The organism is Psychrobacter sp., from assembly GCF_041554015.1.
Lineage (GTDB): Bacteria > Pseudomonadota > Gammaproteobacteria > Pseudomonadales > Moraxellaceae > Psychrobacter.
Window position 1 is genome coordinate 1 of the sequence record NZ_JBFFMS010000034.1, and the last position, 14,958, is coordinate 14,958.

At 42.1% G+C, this 14,958-nt stretch carries 13 protein-coding genes and 1 tRNA gene; 10 read left to right on the plus strand and 4 right to left on the minus strand.

What is annotated here, in order from left to right; genetic code table 11:
• The first annotated feature begins 89 nt into the window (after positions 1–89).
• The 3 genes from murF (at position 90) to ABYU67_RS09205 (ending at position 3,778) form a co-directional block, all read left to right on the plus strand.
• Positions 90–1,550: a UDP-N-acetylmuramoyl-tripeptide--D-alanyl-D-alanine ligase gene (gene murF, locus ABYU67_RS09195; RefSeq protein WP_372844704.1), complete on the plus strand. Its 1,461-nt coding sequence runs from the start codon at positions 90–92 to the stop codon at positions 1,548–1,550.
• Positions 1,551–1,553: 3 nt separating this feature from the next.
• Positions 1,554–2,672, plus strand: coding sequence for a phospho-N-acetylmuramoyl-pentapeptide-transferase (gene mraY, locus ABYU67_RS09200; protein WP_372844705.1), 1,119 nt, complete (start codon positions 1,554–1,556; stop codon positions 2,670–2,672).
• 173 nt (positions 2,673–2,845) lie between these two features.
• Positions 2,846–3,778: a putative RNA methyltransferase gene (locus ABYU67_RS09205; protein WP_372844706.1), complete on the plus strand. Its 933-nt coding sequence runs from the start codon at positions 2,846–2,848 to the stop codon at positions 3,776–3,778.
• Between the two features lie 60 nt (positions 3,779–3,838).
• Here the strand turns inward: ABYU67_RS09205 and ABYU67_RS09210 are convergent, their stop codons facing one another.
• From ABYU67_RS09210 to ABYU67_RS09220, 3 genes are all read right to left on the minus strand, one after another.
• Positions 3,839–4,546 (minus strand): phospholipase D-like domain-containing protein, encoded by a 708-nt coding sequence (locus ABYU67_RS09210; RefSeq protein WP_372844707.1) that lies wholly within the window; start codon positions 4,544–4,546, stop codon positions 3,839–3,841.
• A complete protein-coding gene (locus ABYU67_RS09215) occupies positions 4,540–5,277 on the minus strand; it encodes a phospholipase D-like domain-containing protein (RefSeq protein WP_372844708.1) in 738 nt (245 codons plus the stop codon). The genes ABYU67_RS09210 and ABYU67_RS09215 overlap by 7 nt, the downstream gene beginning before the upstream one ends.
• Before the next feature lie 83 nt (positions 5,278–5,360).
• Complete coding sequence (locus ABYU67_RS09220) at positions 5,361–6,140, minus strand: YdcF family protein (RefSeq protein ID WP_372844729.1); 780 nt, start codon at positions 6,138–6,140, stop codon at positions 5,361–5,363.
• Positions 6,141–6,873: 733 nt separating this feature from the next.
• Here ABYU67_RS09220 and ABYU67_RS09225 point away from each other — a divergent pair.
• From ABYU67_RS09225 to ABYU67_RS09240, 4 genes are all read left to right on the plus strand, one after another.
• The gene (locus ABYU67_RS09225; RefSeq protein WP_372844709.1) at positions 6,874–7,548 is read left to right on the plus strand and encodes a hypothetical protein; all 675 of its coding nucleotides are present in this window, start codon (positions 6,874–6,876) and stop codon (positions 7,546–7,548) included.
• A 175-nt stretch (positions 7,549–7,723) separates the two neighbouring features.
• Positions 7,724–8,332 (plus strand): hypothetical protein, encoded by a 609-nt coding sequence (locus ABYU67_RS09230; protein ID WP_372844710.1) that lies wholly within the window; start codon positions 7,724–7,726, stop codon positions 8,330–8,332.
• Positions 8,333–8,417: 85 nt separating this feature from the next.
• On the plus strand, positions 8,418–11,492 hold the full coding sequence (locus ABYU67_RS09235; protein ID WP_372844711.1) for a hypothetical protein: 3,075 nt from the start codon (positions 8,418–8,420) through the stop codon (positions 11,490–11,492).
• Between the two features lie 76 nt (positions 11,493–11,568).
• On the plus strand, positions 11,569–12,339 hold the full coding sequence (locus ABYU67_RS09240) for a hypothetical protein (protein ID WP_372844712.1): 771 nt from the start codon (positions 11,569–11,571) through the stop codon (positions 12,337–12,339).
• 270 nt (positions 12,340–12,609) lie between these two features.
• On the opposite strand, the gene ABYU67_RS09245 is transcribed toward ABYU67_RS09240, so the two are convergent.
• Positions 12,610–12,700, minus strand: a tRNA-Ser gene (locus ABYU67_RS09245).
• Between the two features lie 221 nt (positions 12,701–12,921).
• Here ABYU67_RS09245 and ABYU67_RS09250 point away from each other — a divergent pair.
• The 3 genes from ABYU67_RS09250 to ABYU67_RS09260 all read left to right on the plus strand — a co-directional run bounded on the left by ABYU67_RS09250 (position 12,922) and on the right by ABYU67_RS09260 (position 14,810).
• Entirely contained in the window at positions 12,922–13,815 is an 894-nt protein-coding gene (locus ABYU67_RS09250; protein ID WP_372844713.1) for a DNA/RNA non-specific endonuclease, read from the plus strand.
• Positions 13,816–13,890: 75 nt separating this feature from the next.
• Positions 13,891–14,154, plus strand: coding sequence for a hypothetical protein (locus tag ABYU67_RS09255; protein ID WP_372844714.1), 264 nt, complete (start codon positions 13,891–13,893; stop codon positions 14,152–14,154).
• A gap of 272 nt (positions 14,155–14,426) precedes the next feature.
• Positions 14,427–14,810 carry a DUF2147 domain-containing protein gene (locus ABYU67_RS09260; RefSeq protein ID WP_372844715.1) on the plus strand — a complete coding sequence of 128 codons (384 nt, stop codon included), beginning with the start codon at positions 14,427–14,429 and terminating at the stop codon, positions 14,808–14,810.
• Positions 14,811–14,958: the final 148 nt, after the last annotated feature.

The following is a 14,958-nucleotide window of genomic DNA, read 5'->3' on the forward strand; positions in this document are numbered from 1 at the left end:
TACGCCTGCGCCTCATTTTTTATACTTTTTAAACAACATACATTCTCAAATATCAAAGATAAGTAGTCATCATATATAAGGTAATCATTATGACAGCCGACAACGATAACAGCATTCAGTCGCAAGGGCTGTATGTTTGGCGAGCAGACAATCTGCTCGCAGCAACCGCAACACTGGGTGGACATTGGCAACTGAGTGAAGATCCATCCGATTCAGAAAACACGTCAGTAAATGATGTCATGAGTACTCGTATCGCCACCGATACCCGTACGATAAAACCTGGCGATATCTTTTTAGCATTAGCGGGTGATAATTTTGATGGTCACGATTATATCGATACTGCCATCGCCCAAGGTGCGGTTGCGGCTATTGTCTCTCGTCCCATCACTACAGCTAATGCCAATAGTATTCCTCAGCTCATCGTGAGCGATACCCGTTTAGCGTTAGGGCAATTGGCAGCGTATCGTCGTCAGCAGCATAAAAATTTAACCATCATTGCTATTACTGGCTCTAGCGGTAAGACCACCTGTAAAGAGATGCTTGGTAGTATTTTTGGCAGATTAGCGCCAACCCTTATCACCCGTGGCAACCTAAATAATGACTTGGGCGTACCGATGATGCTGCTCGAATTATCCGATCATCATCGCTATGCTATTTTAGAATTGGGTGCCAATCATATTGGTGAGATTGCTTATACCACTGAGATTGTGCAGCCGGATGTAGGGTGTATCTTAAATATTGGTACGGCACATTTGGGTGAGTTTGGTAGCCGAGAAGGGATTTGCCAAACCAAGGCTGAGATTTATCATACCTTGAATAACAGCCAGTTTGCGATTGTCCCTGATAAAGACGATTTTAACAACCAATTACGCCGTATCGCTGAAAAGTATACTTCACATGTGATTGGCTTTGGTAATACTGATGTCAGTGCCAGCCATTTAGATGTCGAGCCTGAGCGCAGTGAATTTAAACTGCATATTGGCAGCCAAGTCCATGATATCAATCTGCCATTAGCGGGTGAGCACAACGTCAATAATGCCTTAGCCGCTGCTGCTTGCGCCCATGCCTTGAATATCGATATCAGTGACATCGTGGTCGGGCTAGAAAATGCTCGTCCTGCTAAGGGGCGCTTAAACAGCCAATTACTCGGTATGCATCGTTTGATCGATGATACCTATAATGCCAATCCGCATTCGGTACGTGCAGCGGCTAAAGTCTTGGCGGCGCAAACGGGCACGCAAGTGATGGTACTTGGTGATATCGCGGAGCTTGGAGAGGCGGCGGTTAGCGAGCATCAAAGCTTGGGGCGTACGATTGCGACCACCGGTATCGATGTATTGCTGTGTGTTGGTGAATATGCGCCTTATACAGTCGCAGGCGCGCGCGAGATTTCTGACATCAATGCCCATGCTTTTACGGATAAAGACAGTTTATTAGCGTATTTACAGCCGTATTTGCAAGCGCAACAGGCTCAGCCTTGTACGGTGCTGTTTAAAGGCTCTCGTTCCATGGCGATGGAAACCCTTATCAATGCGCTAGTCGAGGAGTAGGCGGTGTTAGTTTGGTTGTTTGGCTGGCTTGGCCAGTATTATACGCCGTTTTCTGCGGTTTCTTCTTTAACGCTGCGTGCATTACTAGCGGTCATTACCGCCCTTGCTTTTAGCATGATTTTTGGTAATCGCGTTATTCAGCGTCTGCGGGCGCTTAAGTATGGTCAGGCGATTCGTAACGATGGTCCGCAGTCGCATTTGGCCAAAACGGGCACGCCGACTATGGGTGGCGTGCTGATTTTGAGCGCAATTGGGGTATCGACGTTACTTTGGGCGCGTTTGAATAATCCATATGTCTGGATTTTGCTCATCGTCATGGTTATCTTTGGTGCGGTAGGCTGGGCAGATGATTGGCTCAAAATAAAATACAAGAACCCCAAAGGTCTAATCGCTCGCAAAAAATATTTTTGGCTATCCATGGGCGCATTATTCGTCGGTGTGTCTTTATATTATATCGCCACTTTGCAGCCAGATATCGCAACCACGCGTGAGATGCAGGATTTGCTGCTACCAATTTTTAAAGATTGGATGATTCCTTTTTCAGCGGTGCCCTTTGGTATTGGTTTTATTATCTTTACCTATTTTGTGATTAATGGCGCCTCTAACGCGGTCAACTTAACCGATGGTTTGGATGGCTTGGCGATTTTGCCGGTGGTCTTGGTTGCAGCAGGTTTGGGCGCGATGGCATATGTGTCTGGTGACGTACGTTTTGCGGATTACTTGCACGTACCCTATATCGCCTATAATTCTGAGGTGATTATTGTCTGCGGTGCGATGATTGGTGCAGGGCTTGGCTTCTTATGGTTTAACGCCCATCCTGCGCAAGTGTTTATGGGTGATGTCGGTGCACTGTCACTCGGCGCAATGCTGGGTACGATTGCGGTCATGACCCGTCAAGAGATTGCCTTTGCCATTATGGGTGGTTTATTTGTTGCCGAAGCACTATCGGTCATGCTACAGGTTGGCTCGTATAAACTGCGTAAAAAGCGCGTCTTTCGTATGGCTCCCTTGCATCATCACTTTGAAGAAATTGGCTGGAAAGAAACGCAAGTGGTGGCAAGGTTTTGGATTATCGCTATTATCCTTGTCATCCTTGGATTGATGACGTTAAAACTGCGTTAAGTCGTCAATAAGCTATCAATAAAAAGCCATCTCACACAATTTGTGATGGCTTTTTTATGCCTTTTAAGCCTTTTATCCCTGACGAAGCATGAACTTTGATAAAATGGCAGCCATATTGCTATGACGTTGAGATATCTGTGTCCTTATTTATTTGCCCCCTTTGCCAATCCCCTATGCAACCAGCTGCCGATACATGGCGCTGTGATGGCAGCTTGCACCCAAAGCAAACCACGCATCCTTTTGATGTGGCGCGTCAAGGTTATGTCAATCTGTTACCTGTCCAACAAAAAAAATCTAAAGCCCCGGGTGATAGCCAAGCATCTATCGAGGCGCGCAAACGGTTTTTAAATGCAGGACATTATCAGCCATTACGGGCACTGATTTGCCAAAAAATGGCAGAACTGTTAGCAAAGAATGCGTTGCCCTCTAAGCAAACGAGTACATCGGTCAATTGGCTGGATATCGGATGTGGTGAAGGCTACTACACTCAGGCAATGGCTCAGACAGGCATGGACGCCCTGATAGCAGCTGATATTAGTAAGCCTGCCATAGTAGAGCTTGCAAAGGCGAGTAAAGCCAAAAATAGTCTTTGGTATCAAAAAAAGCCAGCATCTGATTCGAAATCAGGTGCCAGCTCTAAAACAGTATTGATATATCCATTGGTAACCAGTGCCGCTCATTTACCGTTACGAGCGCATAGCGTGACAGGTATTAGCAGTATTTTTAGTCCCATTCTGCCAGACGCATTTAATGAGGTATTAGGGGATGAAGGCTATTTAATCATTGCCAAGCCGGATATCGGGCACTTAGCAACAATGCGTGAGGCGTTATTTGATAGCGTCCGTGAGCACGATTCTGATAAGTTTTTGCAGGAATTAGCGCCATATTTTACGCTGCTCACTACTTATAAAATCCGTACTGAGTTAAAATTAACAGCCGATGATTTGTCCGACTTGCTCACGATGACCCCTTACGCCTACCGAGCGCGTAGTGAAAAACGACAAGCATTACTGGCTTCAGTTGCAACTGACACCTTTGCAACTGAAGCGAAGTTTGTTGTATATGTCTTACAAAAAACACCAGTAGCACAGCCTGCTGCTTTATAAGCGTAAGGTAAAGCCGTATTAGTCATGATTTTATAAACTATAATCTTATAAAACCTAAGCTTATAAAACAGGTCCCATGGTAGCAATGATGTTGTGCCATATCCTAGAAGATAATGACCAATTTTTGACCTCTTCACGCGTCACTTCGTCTGAGTCAGCGATATACTGATATTGGCGCTCAATGATATCTGCGGTCAACGTTGTATCGCTAAAGACAATGTTATTCTCATAATTTAAATCAAAGCTACGCAAGTCTAAATTGGTCGAGCCAATCAAGCCAATTTCACCATCGATCGTCAAGGTCTTTGCGTGTAACAAGCCTGGTTTGTATTCATAGATTTTTACCCCCGCTTCGAGCAATTGCCAATAATAACTGCGACTGGTCGCGGCAACGATAAAGGAGTCATTATGTTTTGGAAAAACCATCGTCACCTCAACCCCGCGATAGGCGGTCGCGCATAAAATGCTCACCAGTGAGTAATCTGGTACAAAATACGGCGTAGAGATAATCAGCGTTTCCTGAGCTTGGCTAATCAAAGCACCCAAGAACTGCGGCGTGGTACCGTGACGCTGAGTGGGACCATCTGAAAAAACTTGGGCAGGGAAGCCATTAGGCTTTGGTGTGCTGTCATAATAAAAACTATCAAGCGCAGTATCTGGATTTTCAATCAACCAATCACTGGCAAATAGCATCTGATTTTGTGCAACGACAGGTCCTTCGATACGCAGCATAATATCAACCCACGGCGCGTATTTTGGCTTTACCATAAATTCAGGATCGGCACAGTTACGACTCCTGAGTAGCCGATTTTGCCATCAATAACGGTAATCTTGCGGTGATTACGCAGATCAATTCGGCTAAATAACATCACCTTTATAAAGTTAGTCAGTGGGAGAGCGACACTGACCTGTACGCCAGCATCTTTCATCTCTTGCCATATCTTTGAGTTCACCAACTTTCGTGAGCCCATACCATCAACCATCGCCCGACAAGTAACGCCGCGCTTTGCTGCTCGGATAAGTGCTTGCGCGGTATCAATACCCATACCATCGACGAGCCATATGTAATACAGCACATGGATATGGTCTGTTGCTGCATCAAAATCGGCTATCATACGTCTGCGGGTTTCGCTTGCATCTGCCATCAGCTCTGCTTGATTACCCGCCATAGTATGGAAACCAGTGGCTTTTGTAGCATAGGCAAAGGAAGCTTGATAAGCCGGCTTGATCAGCTTCTCTAACGTCGATTCATGACCAAGCACGCTTGGACTGTGAGTATGTAATCGCTGAATAATATCGTCGCGTTTTTTCCCAAAGTCGTGACCTAAATGCACTTCACCAAACATCCAGTAAATCAGCACGCCAAAATAAGGCAAAATAAACAAGATGACAATCCATGCTAATCTAGCAGATGAGGTCAAATCATGGCGAGATAAAACCCGTAAAGAAATCAGTATCAGTAGAATAAAATGTATCGTCAACAAAATATCTACGATCATAACAGCGTCCCTTATTATTATTTTTTATCTAAGAAGTATCAATCGCTTCAACTAGTCGACAATGTAAGCCATAAGCAGGCTGTCTAGTATTCTCCAAAAATCCAACCACTGACAAAGGCAAAGTACTCTCGAAACCACGCGTTGTAGCGGATGGATAACGGAGTAGGGCTGGCGAGCATAATTGGTTGCCCGTAACCTTGATGCCGAGCAATGGTTGCGGCGCGAATAGTATGAAAGTCACTGGTCACGATAGCGATAGGCGATTTAATAGAAATCCCTTTTGCTGCTAATAGCTCTTGGCTATAAATAAGATTTTCTACCGTACTCGTGCTTCGACCTTCTTGCAAAATACGTTTCATAGGAATGTCGTACGTATCATACAAGTAGGTTGCCATAATACTGGCCTCGCTATGTGCTTGACCAAAACCTATGCCACCGCTAGTGATGACCAATGCGCTTTTTTGCGAGTGGATAATAGGCGCGGCCGTGTCCAAGCGTTTGGCTAAGGTTGGTGTGGGTTTGCCTGCGACCGTACCTGACCCTAGCACAATGATGGCAGTAACTTCAGGTACAGAGCTGGCACCTTGTTTCATCTGCTGCTGTAACGCCAAAATAAACATGCCAAAGCTGAGCAGCCAGATAGAAAATATCATCCATAGCCCGTACCAAAAATAGCTTAACCAGCGGTGTTGATAGATAAACCTTATGATATTACGCCAAAAAATACCATGAGCAACAAATATCATACCCAATAAAAAGGGTGCCACCGAACCAAAATTTATCTTACCTACTGCTATTAAAATCGCACAATCGACAATCATGACACTGCCGATAAGGGTAAGTAGCACTCGTATTGGCATCATAAAATTTTTTGGCACAAAGGGGCGCTTGTTTATAGGCAATATAGTCAATGGATTTTCTATGTTGATATGGGTTTAGGCAGTATTTAGATACTAGCAAGGCATGCGATAATTTAGCGATTGCTGCCATGATAGCGCACCTTGTTTTCAGATGACGTCTGCTTGTTGTTACTACGAAAGATACAGTTTCTACGCCAAGGGTGAAGGATAATCTCCCTAAACCATTTAATGATATAGACTGTTTCAGTTTTATGATGGAGCATTCATCATGAGCCTGTAAACGATAAAAATACTAAAACTATCATCCAAGAAAACTAACTTTAGTAAAGTTATGATTAAAATCTATACTGATCAACATATGATTGCACAACAGCGCCTATCGACTTGAATAGAGGTAAAGTGAAAGTTAAGTTTAGAGTTGATAGCATGGATAAGCTGTATTGGTGTAAGTGGATAAGAAATCTGACCAAATGTACATCTAGATTAAAAGCAAAAATTTGTAAGTTAGATTTCATAAAGACGAGAATATTGCCGTTCATTACTGTAAATATACCGCTCATCTGTTTACTTTTGATTCTCTTAAGCTGTTGTAATAGACTGCGTGCACTAAGCAATTGAGAACATTGCTTTTATATATATTGCTACTCAATGAGTCATCAATTGCTTTTCTATTAATTATTCGAATATTTAAGATTGATGAGTATCAAATCATAACAGTATAAATTATAGGTTTCGTATGATGAATATTTTTGGAAAATTAGCAGTATCTGGTTTAGTTTTATCCTTTGCTTCAGTGGCATCAGCAGCATCGGTGAGTGGTTCTACCGATTTTCGCGTCACACTCCCTGAAGTTTTGGTACTTTACCATTGGGATGATGCGCATTTAACATTAACGGATGTCGTCACTCCTACAGCTGCCAACGACAGTGATGCTCGTGAAATTAGTGATACTACTACTCGTAACCTGACTGATGTTTTAGGGAAAGGTGCTTATACAATTGAAGGTACTGCTGTTAATTCTAGTATTCCTGATACTTTCGTTTCTAGTGCTTCAGCAAATGTCACCTTAAAGAATTCTTGGGCAGTACGCAGTATATCTAGCGGTGATGTTACACTTGGCTTATCGGTACAACAAGCTACCCTCAAGAATGTAAATAATCAGACATCTACTATTACTGTTAGTGAAGCAGGACTAGCTTCTACGGGTGCAGGTATTGGTGGTAGTGCTACAGCAATGACCATTCCTTCAGGCTGGAAGGGAGTACAAGGAGATATTAAGTTTAAATTGGATCTTACAAACGCTAATAACTCTGGTGAATATAATACTCGTGGTATAGCTGGTGTAGCAGCTGAGTCAGCTAACGCTACTGATACTTTTTTGCTAACCTTGACTGGCCTTTCTGCAAGCTAATCAATAGTTGGATTTTGTATTAGTGAATATCAGCTTGATATCAAACAAGCGATAACATACCAGCTGAAATTGCTGGTATTTTTGCATTCACAGCCTATTTCAAAGCCAAATTTAAAAACTTGCTTTGTGCGCTACCAAACAAACCGTCAGTAATCTAAGATAATAAGTTGAACAGATGAGAGTATCTATTTATCCAAGCCAGAAATTGACCATGTTGCTACCTAGTTTGGCGGTTACTGCGCCTGTATTGACGATATTGATTTTTTCACAGTCTGCTCAAGCTGAACTGGTTATCCATAACTCTATAGATGATAAAGGTCAAGCCAAGATGGTCGTCACTGATGACCGTCAAAAGGAGTTGCCACCTGCACAATTGGGGATTTCACCTTCACGTATTATTGAAACCGTCTCCTTAACGCAAAATAAAAACTTGAGTAATTTCAATCAGTCTTTGACCTTATATAACTATGGCAGCAAGCCTAAGAGTATCAAACTAAGCTTGATAGATATGGATGAGAAAAGTAAACCTATCGAGCCTAGTGAGAGTACACTAAGGCCGTGGACTTTGATTAATCCAACTCAATTTACTATTCCTGCTGGTGGCTATCAGACAGTACGTATGTCGATACGTTTACCAATGAGTTTCAAGGCAGGTCAGCACCACGCGATGTTATCAATTGAACAACAAATTGATAAATCTCTTACTTATGATGCTGATGGCAGAGGAGTTACTTTGGAGATAGGCTCTCGTTACGGGTTACCGATCGCCATTAATATTCAATAAGCCGGCACTTAATGTCTAGTAAGCTGAGTTTAGATAACATTAATACGACTATCTACACCAATAATACGGGTTGTATGCAGCAGTTATGATCGAGAGATATTCACCTTTACGTCTGATGATTTTGGCCTCTTTGCCATGTGTAGGCAGCTACTGCTCACTAGCATTCGCTGAAGTGCCTGTTATAGCAATAAATACGAATAGTGATATAACGTCCAGTCCAAAATCACTGGCATTACTTGCTACCGATAGCCAGTCTTTGCTTCCTGCTTTAGTTGGCGTGTTCATCAATGGACAAGAGCTTGACAGTTTAGATGTGTTATATGATCCCAATATTGATACTGCAATCAATAATAAAAACGCTCAGTATTTTCTGTCTACCGATGATTTAAGTCGCTTAACTACTGTTAGCTTCTCACCTAACAGTAAAGGTAATAGTAATGACCCTCATAACAATACTAATAATCACGGTTATCAAGTTAGTACCCCTATAGGTGATACCCAGCTGGCTGCTAACCAAGTATTGTCGTATCAAGGGCAACAATATTTAGCACTTAATACGTTAAAGCAGTTGGGTATTATCGCAGAATACAGTCAGCAAGACTTAGCCATCAAACTTAACATGGGGTGGCACCCATCACAAAATCCCGCTGCGAAAACCGATAATAATGTTGTTGGTACTTTGCCTATCGACTATCGTCCTAGTCGAGCTGGCCTGCTGGGATTATCTTTTAATGGTACGCTAAGTGCCAGCGAGAGTAATGCTAGTCAAAACAGTACCAATCAAAATAATGTGCGAATGATTAGTCGCCAAATGTATGCCGATATTGGTGCTTATGGTTATGGGTTAGGGGGCGTGTGGGGTATCAAAGCCACAGGCTATGATGACAGTAATGCTGACAAGTATAGAAATATTAACGAAGACAAATTCCCTAATAATGATGGTTTTGGGAAAACTGCCTTAGATGGCTTCACTTATCTGCCTTCAGACTGGGATGGTTGGAATATAGATAATTTATACTGGGCAAAATCTGGGGAACGCCTAGCCACACGCCTTGGTATTAACCAGCCTAACTCTTTAGGTCAAGGCGCACAGACGTCAGGCGCTGAATTTACCGGTGCACTGCTTGCCTATAGTAATCATAATATTGTACGTCATTTATCCCAATTTGATGATGACAGTCGCAGTCTATTACAGAATACCAGCCAAGATTATCAGCATCTGACTGGCATAGGCGAGGCTGGCGGTGTTGCAGAGCTACGGATTAATGGGCGAGCTATTGCGCGGGTACAGATTGGGCTAGATGGGCGCTATGAATTTTTGAACCTTGACGTCAGTCAATTGGTGCTGACAGATACCTTGGTTGAGATGGCAATCTATGCTTATCCATTGGCCCGTCAGCCTCTTGAGATACGACCTATTTTACTTGGAAAACGTCGTACCAATGCCGCCACTGATGAGCTAATAATAGAAGCAGGTATTGGGCGCACGGGCAATCTGATTAATAGTGAGACAAGGTACAGCTATAATAGAAGTGGCAATGAGGATAATAGCCAGACGGCAGCGCATCTCTATGCAGAATATGGTATCAATAACCGCTTAGCAGTGCGCGGCGGCGTCAATAATAATGTCCAAAATTTGCAAGAGGATGATTTGTTATCTTGGCACGCTGGAGCAAACTTTAGCCCATCCGTTTATACCAATGCTGACATTAGCTATGCACGCACACCCGTCCAAGATCTATGGCAGGCTCAGCTACAGTATCAGCATAAAAAACTGTGGGCGAACTATCAGTACCAAGTCCGACAGTACGAGGGCATTAGTAAGGATACCTATTCGCAGAACGGCAATCAAGCAGATCAAAATGCACCAACAGCGTCATTGATTGACCAACGGCATCAATTACTGCTTAATTATCAGCCCAGTGATAAAACCACCGTTAACCTGAATCAATATTATGATGAGCTGTCCTATACCAGAGTAGACTCAGATAACTACTACGTTTATACCAGTATCAATCACCGATTCAATGATGCGCTAAATGGTGGCATTAACTGGGACAGCCGTGGTGATCGCTATGGCTATCGCTTGTTGTGGCAAGATATTTATAGACAGCGGGCTAATACAGAAGCTTCTTATGGTACGGGCACGCGCAATACCATAGGGTTATCTGGTGACAACCTCAGCAATACACTATCCATACGCCATCAGCTTAATAATAATACCAGTTTGGGACAATCGACCAGTCTGCTGCGCGGATATAGCAAATGGCTATACCAAGGTGATGTCAGCTACCGCTTTGACGCAAACGATTTTTTTGGTAGTAGTACGATAGGGGCTCAAGCAACCGATAATTTAATTAATATCGGTTATAGTTTATATGACAATCAAGTAGGCTGGCTGGCCGATTGGCAACTGACGCATCGTAACGGGGTCACCTTTAGTTTGGGTTATAAGCATCGTTATGTAGATGCGATACCCAGCAGTCGCTATGATGACTCAATCATTGGCGACTCAGTAATAGGTGATGGCCTATTGCCAGCGTGGACGCAGAATAATTATCTATATGCCAAGTTGTCTTTTGATATGTTTAAAGCCCCCAAACAACGGTTACAATTTGGTAATTATCCACGCCAAAACGCAGGAAGTGTGGTAGTAGATATTGACCATCATACCGACTCACCCATAGATCACGAAAGCATGCGCTTTGAGCTGGACAATCAACAAGTAAAAGCCAGTTTACTGGGTACGCAGGCAAACCATAGTCAATACTTGATCAGTAATATCAAGGCGGGGGATTATACCTTGACCATGGATGCTGAAAATCTACCGCTAGAGTACAGTGCTGGCGAGCTGCCGACCCCGCGCATAAGAGTCAGCAATTATGCGCCTACCTCGGTGCCAGTTCGGCTTGAAAAGTCTTACGGTGTTTCAGGTAAGCTTGCTGATGCCAAAGAAGGGGTTGTGATTGACATTTATCAAGGTAATACCCTTATACAAAGTGTCACTACTGGTAGCTATGGATATTTTCAGACATTTGGTCTAGCACCGAATACTTATAGGCTTAAAGCTAAAGGTTACAAAGCTGAATCTATAGAGGTCGCTGACAATTTTGTGATGCAGCTGTCATTACAGCCATTACCGTTGCAAAAAGCACTATAGATATTAGACGTAACTTTGCTAATCAGCTGCTCAATGTTATATTCAAAATAATAAAAAATTTAAACCAGAGATCCTTATGCCTAAAGCTGTTTTCACTACTCACTATCACAAATATGTGTCAAAAATCGGCATAGTGACGCTGGCTAGTTTACTTGAACAGTTAGCATTCGCGGCGTGTCCTGATACGGCTGGTATTAATATTGAAGCTAATACTGTTAATACCGCCAAAACTATCTACTTTTGCAAGCAGGAATTTCCGGCTACAGCTTTGATATTTAAACCCAGTGCAACAGACTTAGTACCTGGAGGTAACCAAGTTATCTCAAAAGGGAATACTATTCAGACTGCAATGTTAGGGGGAAGTATCAACCTTGCAGGATTTAATTTAATCGATTTAAGCTTTAATAGCCTATCCGCAAATTTCCCTAATACAGATGGACAGTTCGGGTCACCAAGCTTATTTAACTTTTATACAAAAACAAATAATAATGACGATTGCAGTGGTAGCGGGGGTCAACATCAGTCAATACTAAATTATCTTAGAAGCAATCCCAGTGTTTTTCAAACAGTTCCTCTATCCGGATTTGCTACTCCAGATACATCTGGATCTAATTTGGCCAAGATTACTGGAGCAAAACTGAAGTCTGACATTGATCCGGCAAAAGAGTTTGTAGCTGACATTTCTTTATATCATGCAAATGCAGATAAAAAAGGGCAGTATTTTACTAATGGGAGAATACGATACTGTTGGGTTGGAGTAGGCACTAGAATACGCATAAATCCTAACAATAGTAATCTCAAATATGCTGGCGACTATAAGTTACAAATAGGAATCCAGCCTCAATAATTTTAGGCGACAAAAATATTGAATTTTGAGTGAACGGAATGAAAGTTTTTAATAGCTCTTGTGTCTGAATAGATTCTAAAAAATAACCCTTAGTGCTTTATGATAGATAGATTGCCGCAATTGTATAAACCAATACGACTATTGGTTTTGTGGGGTAAGCTGGGGGAATAAAATACGCTAAATAGAAGCTGTAAGCTTCACAAGTAAGGGATTTTGGTATCGGGTAAGAGAGAATAAAAAAACTAAGGATTTGATCAAGCAGAATAAGATTGGCGGTGAAGGAGGGATTCGAACCCTCGATACGCGATTAACGTATACACACTTTCCAGGCGTGCGGTTTCAGCCACTCACCCACTTCACCGTTTTGCATCATACTTACCTAAATGTTCTACAAATCATTGATCTGCTTTAGGCTTCAAGCTTTCAAATACCGTGTATTGCACACAGGCACTGATTTTTTGCAGGAGTTAGTATAGCGGATAGCATTTAAAATGTCACGGCTTGCGCATCATCTTTCTTTATTGACAGACGCCTGCTACGATAGGGCATACCTAATGATAGATATAAACGGTTGAAAGGTGCATGATAAGTTTTTTAAGAGATCAGTTATTGGCGAAAAGTAAGGTTATAGCGGCGGTATTCATAGTCGTACTAGGGGTATCGTCGGCACAGGCTGATGATCTGAGCCAATGTAGCCAATCGTTCTATGGCGGCGTCTATCCTGAATTCAGCAATAAAAAGCTGAGTAATAATACCCAAGCACTCTGTATGGATGGGTTTGCTGTGATGTACTCAGGTGTATCACGGACCCCGCTCTGGTCAGCGGAACATTTGGATCGTAAGCGCTTGCAGCAAGCCAAAAAAATCGAGCGTGAAGACAGCTTTCATGAAGAAAGTCGACTACCACAGTCCATGCGTGCCAAGCTCTCAGACTATTCAGGCTCAGGTTATGATCGCGGACATTTAGCGCCCAATGGAAATATGGCAAATCGCAGTCAGCAGTATGATAGCTTTAGCCTTGCCAATATCGCGCCGCAATCACCGCGAAATAATCGCTATATTTGGCGCAATATTGAATCGGCTACCCGCTATCTAACGCAGCAATATGGTGAAGTGTATAGCATTACAGGGGTGGCATTTACTGATAAAAAAGCCAAGCAATTGGCAGGAAGGGTACTGGTTCCGAGTCATTTTTTTAAAGCCGTTTATATTCCAGCCAGTAATCAAGCAGGGGTATATTATGCGCCCAACGACGAATCTGAGCGTATACAGATTATCAGTATTGATGAATTAACCGCCAAAACTGGCATCGACGTACTGCCAATACTTGATGCAAAAACCAAAGCACAAGCCTTGGATTTACCATTAAAAGCAGGTGATGCTGTTGATGTGCCCGAAACAACCCAAGAAGAGCCTACTTGGATACTGTTTGTGGTGGCAATCTTTGAGTGGCTTATGACACAATTGCAGGCATAAATCGTTTAATTTTACTAAGATTATCTTGTTCTGATATATGCTGTAAGATGCAATTTGTAGAAAAAGGAGAATCAAATGATTGACCCATTTGCGAATAATCACCAAAGCATGCAGATTGGTGAGCTGGTTATTGAAAATCAAGAAGACAAAATTGTTATATATGGCGACATTAATCTGGTATTAGATGATACCGGATATGAGCAGGCAAAGCAGTTATATGAGCTTAGTAGTAAAATTTTAAACGCCTTTGAAACAAATAATACTTATAGTAATAATAAGGCTAAGTCAAAGGAAAAAGATGACCAATCGGGCGAAATTATAGACAATCCATTCCTGTAACTTATTGATATAGTTTTGATTTTATAGAAATAATAAACTATAAAAAAATTACTAGGCAAATGGTTAAAATTGCTTATAATGGGTCAAGACAACGCTTATGCGGTCCAGATTTTTTATAAAAGCTACAGTGGTTGTTCAGGGTTTACTGTATTGATAAGTGAAAGCTGGATATATTGCTAATATGCTGTAATAAAAAATTGTTGGCAAAGGATAAGCTGAGGACAACAGAAACATATCGTTTCTAGCAATCATTGAATGAAGGGAGTCTATTTATGAAACTATTCGCAAAAACTACATTAGCAATCGTTGGTATCAGTTTAGCAAGCATGGCATTTGCTGCCGATCCATTGGCCAATACTACTTGGCAGACATATGACGAAGGCAAGCCAAAAGGTGTGGTCAAAATCACTGAATCAAATGGTGTTTTGACAGGTAAGCTTATCAGTACTGTGTCAGAGAAAGGTCAGAAGCATGTTGGTATGACGATTATCTCTGGGCTAAAAGCTGATGGCAATGGTAAATATAGTGGTGGTAAGATCACTGATCCTGAAAAAAACAAAACTTACAAACTGACGGCTAACTTAAAAGGCAACAGCCTTGATCTAAAAGGTCACTTAGGGCCATTCTCACGTAGCCAAACGTGGAAAAAGAAATAAGTTTACGCTAATGACTAAATTAATGTACGCCTCTTAATTAAGCTCAGTTTTAATTAAGATAAAGAAATCCCGCATGACCTAAAAGTCTTGCGGGATTTTTAATGGTATCTGTTGTTATATTTCTGTTTAAAGTAATTTTAAGTTGCCA

Excerpts from the sequence above, each read along its gene's own strand:
- murF (WP_372844704.1), top strand. The coding sequence starts at position 90 with ATGACAGCCGACAACGATAACAGCATTCAGTCGCAAGGGCTGTATGTT.
- ABYU67_RS09210 (WP_372844707.1), bottom strand. The coding sequence starts at position 4,546 with ATGGTAAAGCCAAAATACGCGCCGTGGGTTGATATTATGCTGCGTATC.
- ABYU67_RS09255 (WP_372844714.1), top strand. The coding sequence starts at position 13,891 with ATGATTGACCCATTTGCGAATAATCACCAAAGCATGCAGATTGGTGAG.
- ABYU67_RS09230 (WP_372844710.1), top strand. The coding sequence starts at position 7,724 with ATGAGAGTATCTATTTATCCAAGCCAGAAATTGACCATGTTGCTACCT.
- ABYU67_RS09220 (WP_372844729.1), bottom strand. The coding sequence starts at position 6,140 with ATGATGCCAATACGAGTGCTACTTACCCTTATCGGCAGTGTCATGATT.
- ABYU67_RS09235 (WP_372844711.1), top strand. The coding sequence starts at position 8,418 with ATGATCGAGAGATATTCACCTTTACGTCTGATGATTTTGGCCTCTTTG.
- ABYU67_RS09225 (WP_372844709.1), top strand. The coding sequence starts at position 6,874 with ATGATGAATATTTTTGGAAAATTAGCAGTATCTGGTTTAGTTTTATCC.
- ABYU67_RS09260 (WP_372844715.1), top strand. The coding sequence starts at position 14,427 with ATGAAACTATTCGCAAAAACTACATTAGCAATCGTTGGTATCAGTTTA.
- ABYU67_RS09240 (WP_372844712.1), top strand. The coding sequence starts at position 11,569 with ATGCCTAAAGCTGTTTTCACTACTCACTATCACAAATATGTGTCAAAA.
- ABYU67_RS09205 (WP_372844706.1), top strand. The coding sequence starts at position 2,846 with ATGCAACCAGCTGCCGATACATGGCGCTGTGATGGCAGCTTGCACCCA.
- ABYU67_RS09215 (WP_372844708.1), bottom strand. The coding sequence starts at position 5,277 with ATGATCGTAGATATTTTGTTGACGATACATTTTATTCTACTGATACTG.
- ABYU67_RS09250 (WP_372844713.1), top strand. The coding sequence starts at position 12,922 with ATGATAAGTTTTTTAAGAGATCAGTTATTGGCGAAAAGTAAGGTTATA.